14 protein-coding genes and 1 pseudogene are annotated in these 12,481 nt (G+C 59.9%); 8 read left to right on the top strand and 7 right to left on the bottom strand.

The features are described 5' to 3' along the window. Positions 1-63: 63 nt before the first annotated feature. Entirely contained in the window at positions 64-693 is a 630-nt protein-coding gene (gene clpP / locus ISN39_RS05365; protein ID WP_039844551.1) for an ATP-dependent Clp endopeptidase proteolytic subunit ClpP, read from the bottom strand. A gap of 367 nt (positions 694-1,060) precedes the next feature. Between clpP and ISN39_RS05360 the strand changes: the two genes are divergently transcribed. Together ISN39_RS05360 and ISN39_RS05355 are read left to right on the top strand one after the other, a co-directional pair. After that, positions 1,061-2,314 carry a GGDEF domain-containing protein gene (locus ISN39_RS05360; protein WP_194729400.1) on the top strand — a complete coding sequence of 418 codons (1,254 nt, stop codon included), beginning with the start codon at positions 1,061-1,063 and terminating at the stop codon, positions 2,312-2,314. 50 nt (positions 2,315-2,364) lie between these two features. Next, entirely contained in the window at positions 2,365-3,609 is a 1,245-nt protein-coding gene (locus tag ISN39_RS05355) for a cytochrome P450 (protein ID WP_194729399.1), read from the top strand. A gap of 33 nt (positions 3,610-3,642) precedes the next feature. Here ISN39_RS05355 and ISN39_RS05350 read toward each other — a convergent pair whose 3' ends face one another. Both ISN39_RS05350 and ISN39_RS05345 read right to left on the bottom strand, forming a co-directional pair. After that, entirely contained in the window at positions 3,643-4,410 is a 768-nt protein-coding gene (locus ISN39_RS05350; protein WP_194729398.1) for a DUF1194 domain-containing protein, read from the bottom strand. Positions 4,411-4,680: 270 nt separating this feature from the next. Continuing rightward, on the bottom strand, positions 4,681-5,484 hold the full coding sequence (locus tag ISN39_RS05345; RefSeq protein ID WP_194729397.1) for an SDR family oxidoreductase: 804 nt from the start codon (positions 5,482-5,484) through the stop codon (positions 4,681-4,683). A gap of 151 nt (positions 5,485-5,635) precedes the next feature. Between ISN39_RS05345 and ISN39_RS05340 the strand changes: the two genes are divergently transcribed. Beyond that, positions 5,636-6,127 (top strand): MarR family transcriptional regulator, encoded by a 492-nt coding sequence (locus ISN39_RS05340; RefSeq protein ID WP_194729396.1) that lies wholly within the window; start codon positions 5,636-5,638, stop codon positions 6,125-6,127. Here the strand turns inward: ISN39_RS05340 and ISN39_RS05335 are convergent. Then, complete coding sequence (locus ISN39_RS05335; protein WP_194729395.1) at positions 6,124-6,468, bottom strand: cupin domain-containing protein; 345 nt, start codon at positions 6,466-6,468, stop codon at positions 6,124-6,126. The genes ISN39_RS05340 and ISN39_RS05335 overlap by 4 nt on opposite strands. 405 nt (positions 6,469-6,873) lie before the next feature. On the opposite strand from ISN39_RS05335, the gene ISN39_RS05330 reads away from it, so the two are divergent. The 3 genes from ISN39_RS05330 to ISN39_RS05320 all read left to right on the top strand — a co-directional run bounded on the left by ISN39_RS05330 (position 6,874) and on the right by ISN39_RS05320 (position 8,634). Continuing rightward, a complete protein-coding gene (locus ISN39_RS05330; protein WP_194729394.1) occupies positions 6,874-7,197 on the top strand; it encodes a hypothetical protein in 324 nt (107 codons plus the stop codon). 247 nt (positions 7,198-7,444) lie between these two features. Next, on the top strand, positions 7,445-7,831 hold the full coding sequence (locus ISN39_RS05325) for a hypothetical protein (RefSeq protein ID WP_194729393.1): 387 nt from the start codon (positions 7,445-7,447) through the stop codon (positions 7,829-7,831). Positions 7,832-7,890: 59 nt separating this feature from the next. Beyond that, positions 7,891-8,634 (top strand): DUF4239 domain-containing protein, encoded by a 744-nt coding sequence (locus ISN39_RS05320; protein WP_194730108.1) that lies wholly within the window; start codon positions 7,891-7,893, stop codon positions 8,632-8,634. A 93-nt stretch (positions 8,635-8,727) separates the two neighbouring features. On the opposite strand, the pseudogene ISN39_RS05315 reads toward ISN39_RS05320, so the two are convergent. The 3 genes and pseudogenes from ISN39_RS05315 to ISN39_RS05305 all read right to left on the bottom strand — a co-directional run. Beyond that, positions 8,728-8,892 (bottom strand): annotated as a pseudogene (locus tag ISN39_RS05315) (DUF1214 domain-containing protein); the annotation flags it as partial. 19 nt (positions 8,893-8,911) lie between these two features. After that, the gene (locus ISN39_RS05310; protein ID WP_194729392.1) at positions 8,912-10,195 is read right to left on the bottom strand and encodes an O-acetylhomoserine aminocarboxypropyltransferase; all 1,284 of its coding nucleotides are present in this window, start codon (positions 10,193-10,195) and stop codon (positions 8,912-8,914) included. 104 nt (positions 10,196-10,299) lie between these two features. Next, positions 10,300-10,728: a CoA-binding protein gene (locus ISN39_RS05305; protein WP_022714794.1), complete on the bottom strand. Its 429-nt coding sequence runs from the start codon at positions 10,726-10,728 to the stop codon at positions 10,300-10,302. A gap of 97 nt (positions 10,729-10,825) precedes the next feature. Between ISN39_RS05305 and ISN39_RS05300 the strand changes: the two genes are divergently transcribed. Both ISN39_RS05300 and ISN39_RS05295 read left to right on the top strand, forming a co-directional pair. Next, positions 10,826-11,149: a hypothetical protein gene (locus ISN39_RS05300; RefSeq protein WP_022714793.1), complete on the top strand. Its 324-nt coding sequence runs from the start codon at positions 10,826-10,828 to the stop codon at positions 11,147-11,149. Positions 11,150-11,619: 470 nt separating this feature from the next. Further along, a complete protein-coding gene (locus ISN39_RS05295) occupies positions 11,620-12,456 on the top strand; it encodes an EamA family transporter (RefSeq protein ID WP_194730107.1) in 837 nt (278 codons plus the stop codon). Positions 12,457-12,481 lie beyond the last annotated feature (25 nt).

Below are 12,481 nucleotides of genomic sequence, written 5' to 3'. Positions count from 1 at the left end.
ACCCCTTGTTCAATCACAAATGGGATAGAACTGTGGCGGCAAAAACACCATCCCTATTAATTACTAGGCCTGATCGCCTTCCATTTCGATGCGCGACGTCAGGACCTTGTCGATCACGCCCCAGCTCTGAGCCTCGTCGGCATCCATGAAGTGGTCGCGGTCGAGGGTCTTTTCAACTTCTTCGTAGCTGCGGCCGGTATGCTTCACGTAGACCTCGTTCAGCCGGCGCTTCATCTTCAGGATATCCTTGGCGTGGCGCTCGATGTCGGATGCCTGCCCCTGGAAGCCGCCGGAGGGCTGGTGAACCATGATGCGGGAATTCGGAGTGGCAAAGCGCATATCCTTGTGGCCGGCGGCCAGAAGCAGCGAGCCCATCGAGGCCGCCTGGCCGATGCAGAGCGTCGAAACGGCGGGCTTGATGAACTGCATCGTGTCATAGATCGCCATGCCGGCACTCACGACGCCGCCCGGCGAATTGATATAGAGCGCGATTTCCTTCTTCGGGTTTTCGGCCTCGAGGAAGAGAAGCTGGGCGCACACGAGCGTCGCCATGTGATCCTCGACGGCGCCCGTGAGGAAGATGATGCGTTCCTTCAGCAGGCGGGAATAGATGTCGTAGGAGCGTTCACCGCGATTGGTCTGTTCCACGACCATCGGCACGAGGGCCATAGCGGTATCGACTGGGTTTCTCATGTGCGTCCTTTGCCAACGTCTGCCGGCTGCCGCCGGGAATCAAAGAAAATGCTTCATCCCTACATAGAGTGTCACCGCCCTCTTCTTCAAGACACGCATAAGGATAACGTTAAGAAGCGGAGCCGGCGCAGGATGAACCTCATGACAGGGCTATCTCCCAGCCGCCGCTTGACCGGGAGAGGCCACCAAGGGGGCTCACAGCTTTTCTCCGCGACAGGATGAACGAACCCTAAATACCACTCGGATAGTCCCGAGGCGGTTTACCTTGTGGAAAGCCTAATGGCGAATATAGGGCAGAAGGCGTTCCGGCATTAATCGACTGGAGAATTTCGGCGGCGAGAATGCCCGCATTCCAAGGGGTGTTGCCGTGTTCAATATTACTACAGGATTAGCCATCTGGTGCGCGGAAGCCATGACGCTCGCGTTGCTGCTGTTCATGGCCTGGCGCCATAACGTCCGCAACAGGGCCTATCTTTATTGGAGTCTCGGCTTCCTGTTGAGCGGCACCGGTTTTGCCATGATCGCGCTGCGCAGCCAAATCCCCGATATCCTATCGATCGAGGCCGGCAACGCGACCGCACTCCTCGGCCAGAGCGCCTGGGTTGCAGGCTTCATGGCGCTCGATCGCCGGAAGATCGAATGGTGGGCGCTGCTGCCGCCGGCGATATGGCTTGCCGGCGTTTACCTGCCCTGGGTCAACGACGACTCCGGCAACCGCGTCATCCTTTACAATCTTGCTTCGGCGACCGGCGCCACCGGCCTTGCCATGGCCGTCTGCAGCGCCGGCATGCGCCGCGAACCGACGCGCGGCAAACTTGCCGCCGTCTTCATCGTCCAGGCATGGCTTTGCTTTGCCGTGGCTCTGACGATGGCCGTGACCTTGCCGAGCGACGCGGAAGCGACCAACTACAGCGGCGCAGCTGCCATGGCGAGCGCCTTTCTGCTGACGATCGCCTTCGCATTCACCTGCCGCATGATCATGGAACGTTCGGAAAAGCACTTGCGCGCCTTGAGCCTCACCGATTCATTGACCGGCGTCTGGAACCGCCGCGGCCTTTTCGCCCGGTTCGATGCAATGCATGAGAAGGCCTTCGACGACAAGCGCCAGATCGCAGTCCTGCTTTTCGATCTCGATCGTTTCAAACGCGTCAACGACCGTTTCGGCCATCAGGCGGGCGACGCCGTTCTTTCGGCTTTTGCGAGGACGGCGCGCCAGTTCGTGCCGGATAACGTCTTCGGCCGCATGGGAGGCGAGGAATTCGCGGCCTTCGCGATCGTTGCCGACCAGATGGAGGCAGAGGCGCTTGCCGAATCGATCCGCGCCGAATTCTGCCGCGTGCCGGTCGCAACCGGCGAGGCGATCGTGCCGGCCACCGTCAGCATCGGCATTGCGCTCAGTTCTGCGGCCGAAACCAATATGGACAAGCTGATTTCCGCAGCCGACCGCGCACTCTATGCGGCAAAGGCCGCTGGCCGGAACTGCAGCGTCATTTTCGGAGCGGAAGAAGCCGCCGCCCCCGCACCTGCGGAAATGGACAAGAATGCCGGCGAGCTGGTCCCGACGGTTGACGATCAGGTCGACGCGCTCCGGCGGATGGGCTCGCTGTCGCGCGCCGGCTGACCTTCCGATCCATCTTTTCGGGGCATGTCAAATCCGCTAAGCCTGCGAACATGATGATAGCGCCCTTTTTCTCGATCGATCCCGCCACCCGCCGCGTTTCCCTCGACAGCAGCGATCCGGCTTTCTACGGCAATCCGAACGACGTCTATGAGGCGCTGCACTGCCATTGTCCGACCTTTTACTGGGAACAGCAAAAGCAGTGGTTCTTCACCGGCTACGACCATGTGAACGGATTGCTGCGCGACCGGCGCTTCGGCCGCCAGATCCTGCATATCGCCACGCGCGAAGAGCTGGGCCTTGCCGAGCCGGAGCAGCATCTGGCAAATTTCGATCTGGCCGAGCGCTACTCGCTGCTCGAACTCGAGCCGCCGGAGCACACGCGCCTGCGCACCCTCGTCAACCGCGCCTTCGTCTCACGCCATGTCGAGAAGATGAAGCCGGAGCTTGCGGAGCTCGCGAACAAGCTCATCGACGGTTTCAAGGACAAGGGCGAGGTCGAACTGCTTTCCGCCTTCGCCGATATCATCCCGGTGACGATGATCGCCCGCATGATTGGCATTCGGGAAGAAATGGGACCGCAGCTTCTTGCCTGGTCACATGCCTATATCCGCATGTATCTTTTCGGCCGCACGCGCGAAGACGAGGACGGCGCCGAGCGAGCCGCAAGCGAATTTTCCAATTATGTGAAGGCGGTGATTGCCGAGCGCCGCGCCAACCCGCGCGACGATCTGCTGACGCACATGATCCACACGGAGCACAAGGGCCAGTACCTGACCGATGCCGAGCTGGTCTCGACAACGATCGTGCTCCTCAATGCCGGCCACGAGGCGACCGTGCACCAGATCGGCAACTCGGTCCGCGTCATCCTGGAAAGCGGCTGTGATCCCGCCGAATTGTTCAAAGACGAAGCGGCGACGGAGCGCACGGTCGAGGAAACGCTGCGTATCTGCGCGCCGGTGCATATCTTCCAGCGCTGGGCCTTGGAGCCCGTCGAGATCGATGGCATCTCTTTCAATCGCGGCGACAAGGTGAGCCTGATCCTTGCCGCCGCCAATCTCGATCCGGCGAAATTCACCGATCCGCTCAGCTTCAGGCCCGACCGCAACGAAGCGCCGAACCTCTCCTTCGGGGCCGGCATTCACTTCTGCATCGGCGCGCCGCTCGCCAGGCTCGAACTCAACGTCGTCCTGCCGATCCTCTTCGAACGGCTGCCGGGCCTCAAGTTGGCGAAGACGCCGTCTGTGAAGGACGTCTACCACTTCCACGGGCTGGATGCGCTGAATCTCGCCTGGTGACGATTGTCCGCCAAAGCTCAGCGATGCCGGGCCTTATCGCCGATCGCTGCGATTTTCGCTCATGTTGGAGATTTCGCGCAAAAGCTTGCGATAGATTGCCGGGGAATATTCTTCGGGAGCTGCGACTGGCTCAGCAAAGGCGTCCGGTCCGCCGATCACCTCGCTCCGGAAATAGGCAAGCAAGTATTCGGGCGATATGACCTCTCCTTCATCGCCCAGCAATCCGCCATACACAACAGGTAAGGCATTGATGGTGATGCCGCGGGCAAGGACGCCGGCGCGGACGGGCATGACATCGCGCCCCTTGTTGTTGACGCCATCGCCGGAGATATTGATGAGCGAGCGCGTCGCCTCATAGCCGCTGGAGCGGATCAGATAATCGGCATAGGAAAGTATGCCGATTATGGACGTGCCTCGGCGTATCTTTGCCGGTAAACTCACCTCAAGCTTCAGCGAAAACATCCAGGAATCGATCTCATTCGTGATGATGGTCCATGGCATGACTAGCCTTCGCTGTCCGTCGCCGCCCCATTCGACATAAGTGACGGCGATCCGGCCGTGCCTGCCTGCTGCGATCGCTTCGATGATTTCCGGGCGCCGGAACGCTTCGACGAAGCCCCGCTGCTGCAGCGCCTTTTCCTCCGCATCCATTGATGTCGATACGTTAGCCGCGATCACCAGCTGCATATCCACAGGCTCGCCGGCCACGGCGACATTGAATATTGTCGCAGCCATCGAAAGGCCGGCAAGCAATTCAGCGATATGGCGGTGCCCTCTGGATGTTTCCCTCCACACCTGCATGTCACCCTCCCCAAGAAGAGTTGATTGATTGCGTGAAAAGAGGCGTACGGACGAAATTGCCGGCGCGGCGATCGGGCCGGATGGCGGTTTCAATAGTGGAAAGCGATCTCAAGTTAAATTAGCTAAATATAATATAATGAGCGAACGTGATTTGCTCGCGGTCAGCTGTAGTAATACTTCGGAATTAGCGCCTCGATCAAAACGGAACGCTTGCTCAAAAAAGGGCACTTGGGACTGCGTTGGTTCGCCGCAGTCCCAAGGCGCGCCGCCTCAGGCCCTCGGGACACCATAGCGGGCGGCCGGGTGGTCGTGCGAGAGGTTGGGGCCAAGCGCCGAACGGGCAGCGGTGAACGCGTTCCAGTCGGCATTGTCCGGAAGAGAGGGAATGGTGATGAGTTCGCCCTGATCGAAGCCTGCCAGTGCCGCATCCACCATGTCCGTCACGTCCATGATCATCGTCGGCGGGAAGCGATCGAAGGAGCTGCCGACACGGTCGAAAATTTCGGTCCGGGTCAATCCGGGAAGCACGGCCTGGACCTTCACGCCCTTTGGCCCCGCTTCGGCGTTGATCGCCTGCGTCAGATTGAGCACGAAGGCCTTGGTGGCGCTGTAGGTGCCGTTGAAACGCTCGGCGATCAGCGCTACGACCGACGCGATGTTGATGATGGCGCCCTCGCCGCGTCTGGCGAATGTCTGCGCCGCGGCGATGCCGAGCCGGTTCACGGCTACGACATTCAATTCGATCATCGTTTCGAGATAGTCGATATCATCCTCCAGCAGCGTGCCTTTCGGACCGATTCCGGCATTGTTGACGAGAAGAGTGATGTCTTCATCATTACGCAGCCGTTGTTCGACCTTGCGGACATCTTCACGCTCCGTGAGATCGGCCGGCAGCACCTCTGCCTTGATGCCCTGCTCTGCCGCCAGCTTTTCGGCAAGCGCATGCAGGCGACTGGCATCGCGGGCGACAAGCAGGAGATCATAGCCGCGTTTTGCCAGGCGATCGGCATAGGTCGCGCCGATCCCCGAGGAGGCGCCGGTCACGAGTGCAGTTCCAAGAGACGAGCGAGACATTGGTCAATCCTTTCCGAGATCTGAATTTAGTGGTATATGCCACCATATTGATCGGAACCTGATTTTCCGCAAGAGCGATCGATGGAAAAATTCCCGAGTGGCGATTGACTGATCATCAACAATCCGCAGACATCGCCTCAGGAGAGCGATTATGGACGAGAAGACAGAAGGATTTGAAAGCTGGGCCTATTGCAGCAACAGCGCATTACGCCGCGCCACCCGGCAACTCGGCCAGCTCTATGACGATGTGCTGGCACCAAGCGGGCTCAAGGCGACGCAATACGGCCTGCTCAGCCAGATTCACTTCAACGGCAACCCTTCCCTGAAATCTCTGGCCGATGGATTGGTGATGGATCTTTCCGCACTCGGACACACACTCAAGCCCCTCATCCGCGACGGGCTTGTGGAACTCGTGCCTGACGAGAAGGACCGCCGCGTGAAGCGGGCAAGATTGACGGAGATCGGCGTCAAAAAATGGGAAGAGGCGCATCTGCTTTGGCGCGAGGCGCATTCGCGTTTCGACAACGCCTTCGGCGAAGAGGAATCGGCAGCGCTGCGCAATGCGATGAACCGCATCGCTTCGCCGGACTTTGCGAAGAAATTCCTCGCCGGCCCTGAAAAGGACAGAGGCTCTGCGCCCTAAACCCGGATCACATAATCCTTGCGAGTCGTTTCAACGACTTCCCAGGTTCCCTTGAAACCGGACTTTAGAATCATCCGGTCGCCTGCCTTCAGATGCACCGGCTCGCCGCCGTCCTCGGTGACGATCGAGTGGCCGGAGAGCACGTTGAAATATTCCCACTCGTCATAGGAAATCCGCCATTTGCCGGGCGTCGCCTCCCAGATGCCCGAATAGAGGCCGCCTTCGGCCTCCTCCAGGTTCCAGGTGCGGAACTGCGGATTGCCGGAAACGATGCGGTCCGCATCCGGTGCGCCGAACTCGGGTTCAGTTCCGTCTATGCCGAAGGTGATGTGGCTTGCCATGGGACCTCAGATGTGGTTCATCAGATACGTTTAACAATGCGCTCTTTGAAGTTGCAGGGTTTTCCGACGTGCAACATCAAATACCCACTATAGGTTCATCGCATACCTGTAGCCAAGTCGGTCGGTCACATCAGATACATATGTTTGACTACACAACCTGTGCGGTTGTGCCCTAACGGCCGGTCTGTGCGCACAATTCATGATTTGACTTGCGTGGCGCTGCTCTCGTGCCGACGCGAAGACCGCCGCCCCGCACCACCAGTAGGAGGTGTCACATTTTGCGGATCATCCAGCTCGGACCTACCCAGTCTTCGTCCCTGAAACAAACCAGCCTGTGCTGTTACGCTTGCGCCGGCTGTTCCCGCGACCAGAATAGACGAAGCAATGCAACCGAGAAGGTGCCCCATGAAACCGTCCGATCCAGAGGTGTCACTGTTTATCATTGATGCCTTCTTGGAGATTGGCCGAACAGCCAAGATTCGAGAGATCGTTGATCGTGACAGCTGGAAGTTCGAGAAATCACTCGCTAGAGCCTCGGTTCAAGGCGATATGCGCAAAACTGCTGGCGATGGAGAATTCGAGCGGGTCCACGGTACGGGTAGCTGCATCAACCTCGAAGACCCCACTACCGCCCGTTGCGTCGCGACGGGTGACAAACGTTTCAATCCAGTGGAAGTGGCGAACGCGCTGAAGGCTCCGAGAGCTGAGCGGGTCAAAATTTTGGCTTAGCCGAAGTGGCCTGAGCGATCTGGTCAACGGCTACCTTCCCGACTATGCCTACGACCGCGGCGCTGTCGATACGACGATTCCGCTCTCGGAGCTCAGGGCGCTGGCCCACATCGACGAACGCGCACGCAAGAACGGCCTGTCCGAAGGCTTCTCCAAAGCAATCCGGGTCGGAGTTCCCACACCAATACAAAGAAGCACCCCGGAGGCCGCAAGCCTGACTTCATTGAAAAAACCTGGAGGCATTCACGTGAAAACCATTTCGCTCGTCACCAATGTCGCAACGCTCCTTGTTCTTCTCGTGCTTGCGGCTGCTCCGATCTTCCTGGCGTCGCCTGCGGAGGCCCGTCGGGCAGCCGCAGCGTGTGGCCGCCATGGTTGCGCGGCCGCGGCCTACGGCCCGAGAGGCTGCGCCGCAGGGGCGGCCACCCGTCGCCCCCGGCCACGCGGGGTGGTAGTCGTCAGTCCCAACCGCTACTGGCGGCCTGGCTGTGCGATCGCCGCAGGTGCCGCCATCGGCTTTATCGCGGGCGCGGGCGCAGCGTCCGACGCCGGAACACCTCCACAGCCGGGCTACTGCTGGTACTATACCAACAGCGCCAAGACGACGGGGTTCTGGGATGTCTGCCCGAAGTAAGGGGCGACCTGCCCGGACATTGCCAAGGAGGCCACAACTTGAGTTCCATCTTCATCGGCATGGCCGTCTTCGCTTGCCTGTTCGGGGCGGCCCTGCTCGGCATGCTGCTGCGTTCCCGCATACCGGATCATCATCTCGACTCCGAGTCCCGAGACGTGATCCGGCTGGCGACGGCCGTCGTCGGAACGCTGTCGGCACTCGCCCTTGGTCTGCTCATCGCGTCTGCGAAGAACGTCTATGACGACACGGAGGCCGAACTGCGCAGCTCGGTCGCACGCGTGGTGCTGCTCGACAGGTTGATGGCGCAGTACGGACCGGAGACGTCAGGAGCGCGGGCGCGTCTTCGTGAATTGATCGAGGACAGGCTGCGGCAGGGCTGGGGCGATCCGCTCCCGAATGAGGCCCCCATCGATCCCTATGACGTATCCCAGACCGTCGAGCCGATACAGGTCGAACTCCGGTCCCTGGCTCCGAACGACGAAGCTCACCGGATGCTTCAGGCACGCGCCCTCGAGGTCAGCGGCAACCTTGCGGAAGCGCACTGGATGATGGTCGAGACCAACGGCGAAGGACTGCCGACCGCGTTTCTCGTGATCCTGGTGTTCTGGCTGGCATGGCTGTTCGCGACGTTCGGGCTTCAGGCTCCGGCAAATCCCACCGTGATCTGCGTGATGCTGGTGTGTTCGCTGTCGGTGGCCGCGGCGGTCTTCCTAGTCGTCGACATGGCGCATCCGTATCTCGGGGTCATCCACGTCTCGGATGCGCCGCTGAGGTCCGCCCTCGCCCATATCGGAAAGCAATAGGGCTGGTCTCGTTACGACCTATTCGGCGGCGTCCTGTTGGCAAGTCGACCACGGGCGCTCTACGCGCTCCGTGGTCGTGAGGTATGCCAAGGCCTACTGGACCTTTGTCATCGGTGGTTGTTTCCACGTTCCATTCAATGCTTCCGCCTTCGGCCAGTAGAGGCGCATGATCGCCGAGAACGGCCCCTTGGGAGCAGGCAGCCAGTTGGGCTCCTTGTCCTTGCCCGATGATTCATTCTGGGCGTGCGGAAAAATCAGACGTTTGTGATGAACAACATCAGATCTTCGAAAGTGACTGTTCAAGGTCGGCGATGATGTCCTTTACGTCCTCGATGCCGATCGAGAGGCGGACGACATCGGGACCGGCGCCGGCGGCGGCCTTCTGTTCGTCGGTCAGCTGGCGGTGGGTGGTCGAAGCCGGGTGGATGACCAGAGAGCGCGTATCGCCGATATTGGCGAGGTGGGAGAAGAGCTCCAGGCCCTCCACCAGCGCCTTGCCCGCCTCGTAGCCGCCCTTGACGCCGAAGGTGAAGACCGAGCCTGCACCCTTCGGCGAATAGCGCTGCTGCAGGGTGTGGTTCGGATCGTCTTCGAGACCCGCATAATTCACCCAGGCGATCTTGCTGTGTGCTTTCAGCCATCTGGCGACCGCTATGGCATTGTCGCTGTGGCGCTGCATTCTTAGCGGCAGCGTTTCGATGCCGGTGAGGATCAGGAAGGCGTTGAAGGGCGAGATGGCCGGGCCGAGGTCGCGAAGGCCGAGCACGCGGGCGGCGATCGCGAAGGCGAAATTACCGAAGGTCGAATGCAGCACCATGCCGTTATATTCCGGGCGCGGGGTGGACAGCATTGGATAATTGCCGGACTTTGACCAGTCGAAGGTGCCGCCATCGATGATGATGCCGCCCATCGAATTGCCATGGCCGCCGAGGAACTTCGTCAGCGAATGCACGACGATGTCGGCGCCATGCTCGATCGGCCGGATGAGGTAAGGCGTCGCCATCGTGTTGTCGACGATAAGCGGCAGGCCGTGCCTGTGGGCCACTTCGGCAATCGCCGCGATGTCGACGAACGTGCCGCCGGGATTGGCCAGGCTTTCGATGAAGATCGCCCGCGTCTTCTCATCGATCTGGCTTTCAAAGCTTGCCGGATCGAGGGAATCGGCCCAGCGCACCTGCCAGCCGAAATTCCCGAAGGCATTGCCGAACTGATTGACCGAGCCGCCGTAGAGCTGCCTGGCCGCGACGAAATTCTCGCCCGGACGCATGATCGTATGAAAGACGATGACCTGCGCCGCGTGACCCGAAGCCACGGCAAGCGCTGCCGTACCGCCCTCAAGGGCTGCCACGCGCTCCTCCAGCACCGCCTGCGTGGGGTTCATGATGCGAGTATAGATATTGCCGAAGGCCTGCAGGCCAAAGAGCGAGGCCGCGTGATCGGAATCGTTAAAGACGAAGGCTGTCGTCTGATAGATCGGCGTTATCCGCGCGCCCGTCGCCGGATCCGGCTGCGCACCGGCATGGATTGCCAGCGTGTTGAAACCCGGATCGCTCGTCGCCATGTCGTCCTCCCGTCGCTATCGATGGCGGGAGCATAGACTACGATCCGCAAATGTTAATCGCTTTGCGTTTCAACCATCGGGCGTCTGGAGAAAAATCCGTGCACTCACGCGGCAAGGCGCGGGATTTCGATTGCCGGGCAGCGGTCCATCACAACTTTTATGCCAGCTTCCTCCGCCTTCGCTGCGGCAGCATCATCGCGCACGCCGAGCTGCGACCAAATCACCTTCGGCCGCAAGGGAAGAGCCAGAGCCTCATCAACGACGCCATGGAGATATTCCGAGGCGCGGAACACGTCGACCATATCGACCGGCACCGGGATATCGGCAAGCCGGGCATAGACGAGCTGGCCCTGGATCTGCTTGCCCGCCTGCCCGGGGTTGACGGGAATGACATTGTAGCCGCGCGACAGGAGATAGCCCATCACGCCGTTGCTCGGCCGGGCCGGATTGGGCGACGCCCCGGTCAGCGCGATCGTCTTCACGGAGTTCAAAATTCCGGCAATGTAATCGTCCGGATAACGGTCGTGATTCATCAGCTTTCCTCCAGTCGACATTATTTGCAGAGCGTTGAAACTGACAGTTCCTTCGGGCGTATATATAGGCATCCGGGTTCCCAAGGAGGAATAACCCATGAAAAAACTCGCTCTCGCCGCAGCGCTTTTCCTTGCGGCCTCACCATCGCTGGCGATCTCCCGCTACAATCCGATGTCCATGACCTGCCAAAGTGCCCGCGCCGCCATCCACAATCAAGGCGCCGTCATCTTCCGCTGGACCTCGCCGCGCGGCCTTCCGCTTTACGATCGCTACGTCCGCAACAGTCGGTACTGCGACGCTAACGAATATGCGGAGTGGAAGAACATACCGACCAGAGACGACCGGTCCTGCCCCGTCCTCAACTGCCAGAGTATCGACAATCTTGACGGGATGTTCTTCATACCAAACCACTCCCTGTAGCAGGTGTTCGGGACGCGAAAACGATTTCGCAAGAGCCGGAAACACGCAGCTTCCGGCCATTGTAAATCAGAAGCGGTTCGAATTGCTACTTGGATTTGCATCAAAATGGATATAGCAAAATTATAGAACAATCTCTATATTACAGAAGTATAAATCGAGAATGGACTAAGCGGAGAAATATTATCATCTATTAAACTTCTTTTGTCTTCGTTTTGTTCCTTTTTCGTTCTTGCGTCTATTAGAAACACCTCATAGTTGAGTGTGCGCGGCCAAAATAAACGTATTTCGAGCGCGCACGCTACGCCCCGATGATGCTGCACGTTAGCGCCGGAACCGAGCATGACGATTCTCATTTTCAAGCAGGAGACCAGCCACCGGTTGCAAAATCCGCTCGCAAGATTGATTTTCGCGTCAACACGGCCCATACCCATTCTCCCCAGATAGCCTTCCCTTTCATTCCGGTCCGCATCGTGCCCCTCGACGTCATTCTGCTCGTTCTCTTCGGTGCATTCCTGCATGCGACATGGAACGCGATCATCAAGGCGGGGACCAACAAGTCGCTGGACGCGGCGCTTGTTTCGGCCGGCGGGGCAGTGGCGGCGCTGCCGTTCCTGCCCTTTCTGCCGCTGCCGCAGCCAACGGCCTGGCCCTTCATCGGAGCGTCGGCCGTCCTGCAATTTGCGTATTTTCAATTGGTCGCGGCCGCTTACCGCGCAGGCGATATCGGCCTCGTCTATCCGCTGATGCGCGGCTGTGCGCCGCTCCTCATCACCGCCACAAGCGGCTTCGTGTTGAACGAAAGCCTTTCGGGCGGCGCGCTCATCGGCACGATGACGATCTGCGCCGGCATTCTGACCCTTGCCTTCGAGGCGCGGCGCGGCAGCAAACATGCCATCATGCTCGCGCTCGTCAACGCCTGCGTCATCGCTACCTATACTTATGTCGACGGCATCGGCGCACGCGTCTCCGGCAATGCGGTGTCCTATACGCTGTGGATGGCGCTGCTGCCGCCGGTGCTGCTCTTTGCATGGGCGATCTCGCGCCGCGGCCTTCTCGCAGTCGCGGTTCATGTCCGCTACAATTGGTGGCGCGGTCTGATTGGCGGCGCCGGTTCGATCGCCTCCTACGGGTTCGCCCTCTGGGCCATGACCAAGGCGCCCGTCGCCACCGTTGCCGCGCTGCGGGAAACGTCGATCCTCTTCGCGCTCATCATTTCGGTGCTGGTCCTGAAGGAGAAAGCCAGCCCATGGCGTTATGTCGCAGGCGTGATCATCGCGAGCGGCGGACTGATCCTGAAGCTCGGGTAAGAACTACGCGGCAGATTGCGCTGGA

Origin of the sequence: Rhizobium sp. 007 (genome assembly GCF_015353075.1) — a bacterium.
Taxonomy (GTDB): domain Bacteria; phylum Pseudomonadota; class Alphaproteobacteria; order Rhizobiales; family Rhizobiaceae; genus Rhizobium.
This window is presented reverse-complemented; position numbering and strand designations above follow the sequence as displayed.

What these genes read in the sequence shown, in the direction of transcription:
- ISN39_RS05340 (WP_194729396.1), top strand. Translation starts at nt 5,636, where the DNA reads ATGGACGAGAAGACAGAAGGATTTGAAAGCTGGGCCTATTGCAGCAAC.
- ISN39_RS05345 (WP_194729397.1), bottom strand. Translation starts at nt 5,484, where the DNA reads ATGTCTCGCTCGTCTCTTGGAACTGCACTCGTGACCGGCGCCTCCTCG.
- ISN39_RS05330 (WP_194729394.1), top strand. Translation starts at nt 6,874, where the DNA reads ATGAAACCGTCCGATCCAGAGGTGTCACTGTTTATCATTGATGCCTTC.
- ISN39_RS05300 (WP_022714793.1), top strand. Translation starts at nt 10,826, where the DNA reads ATGAAAAAACTCGCTCTCGCCGCAGCGCTTTTCCTTGCGGCCTCACCA.
- ISN39_RS05355 (WP_194729399.1), top strand. Translation starts at nt 2,365, where the DNA reads ATGATGATAGCGCCCTTTTTCTCGATCGATCCCGCCACCCGCCGCGTT.
- ISN39_RS05335 (WP_194729395.1), bottom strand. Translation starts at nt 6,468, where the DNA reads ATGGCAAGCCACATCACCTTCGGCATAGACGGAACTGAACCCGAGTTC.
- ISN39_RS05320 (WP_194730108.1), top strand. Translation starts at nt 7,891, where the DNA reads ATGGCCGTCTTCGCTTGCCTGTTCGGGGCGGCCCTGCTCGGCATGCTG.
- ISN39_RS05350 (WP_194729398.1), bottom strand. Translation starts at nt 4,410, where the DNA reads ATGCAGGTGTGGAGGGAAACATCCAGAGGGCACCGCCATATCGCTGAA.
- ISN39_RS05310 (WP_194729392.1), bottom strand. Translation starts at nt 10,195, where the DNA reads ATGGCGACGAGCGATCCGGGTTTCAACACGCTGGCAATCCATGCCGGT.
- ISN39_RS05305 (WP_022714794.1), bottom strand. Translation starts at nt 10,728, where the DNA reads ATGAATCACGACCGTTATCCGGACGATTACATTGCCGGAATTTTGAAC.
- clpP (WP_039844551.1), bottom strand. Translation starts at nt 693, where the DNA reads ATGAGAAACCCAGTCGATACCGCTATGGCCCTCGTGCCGATGGTCGTG.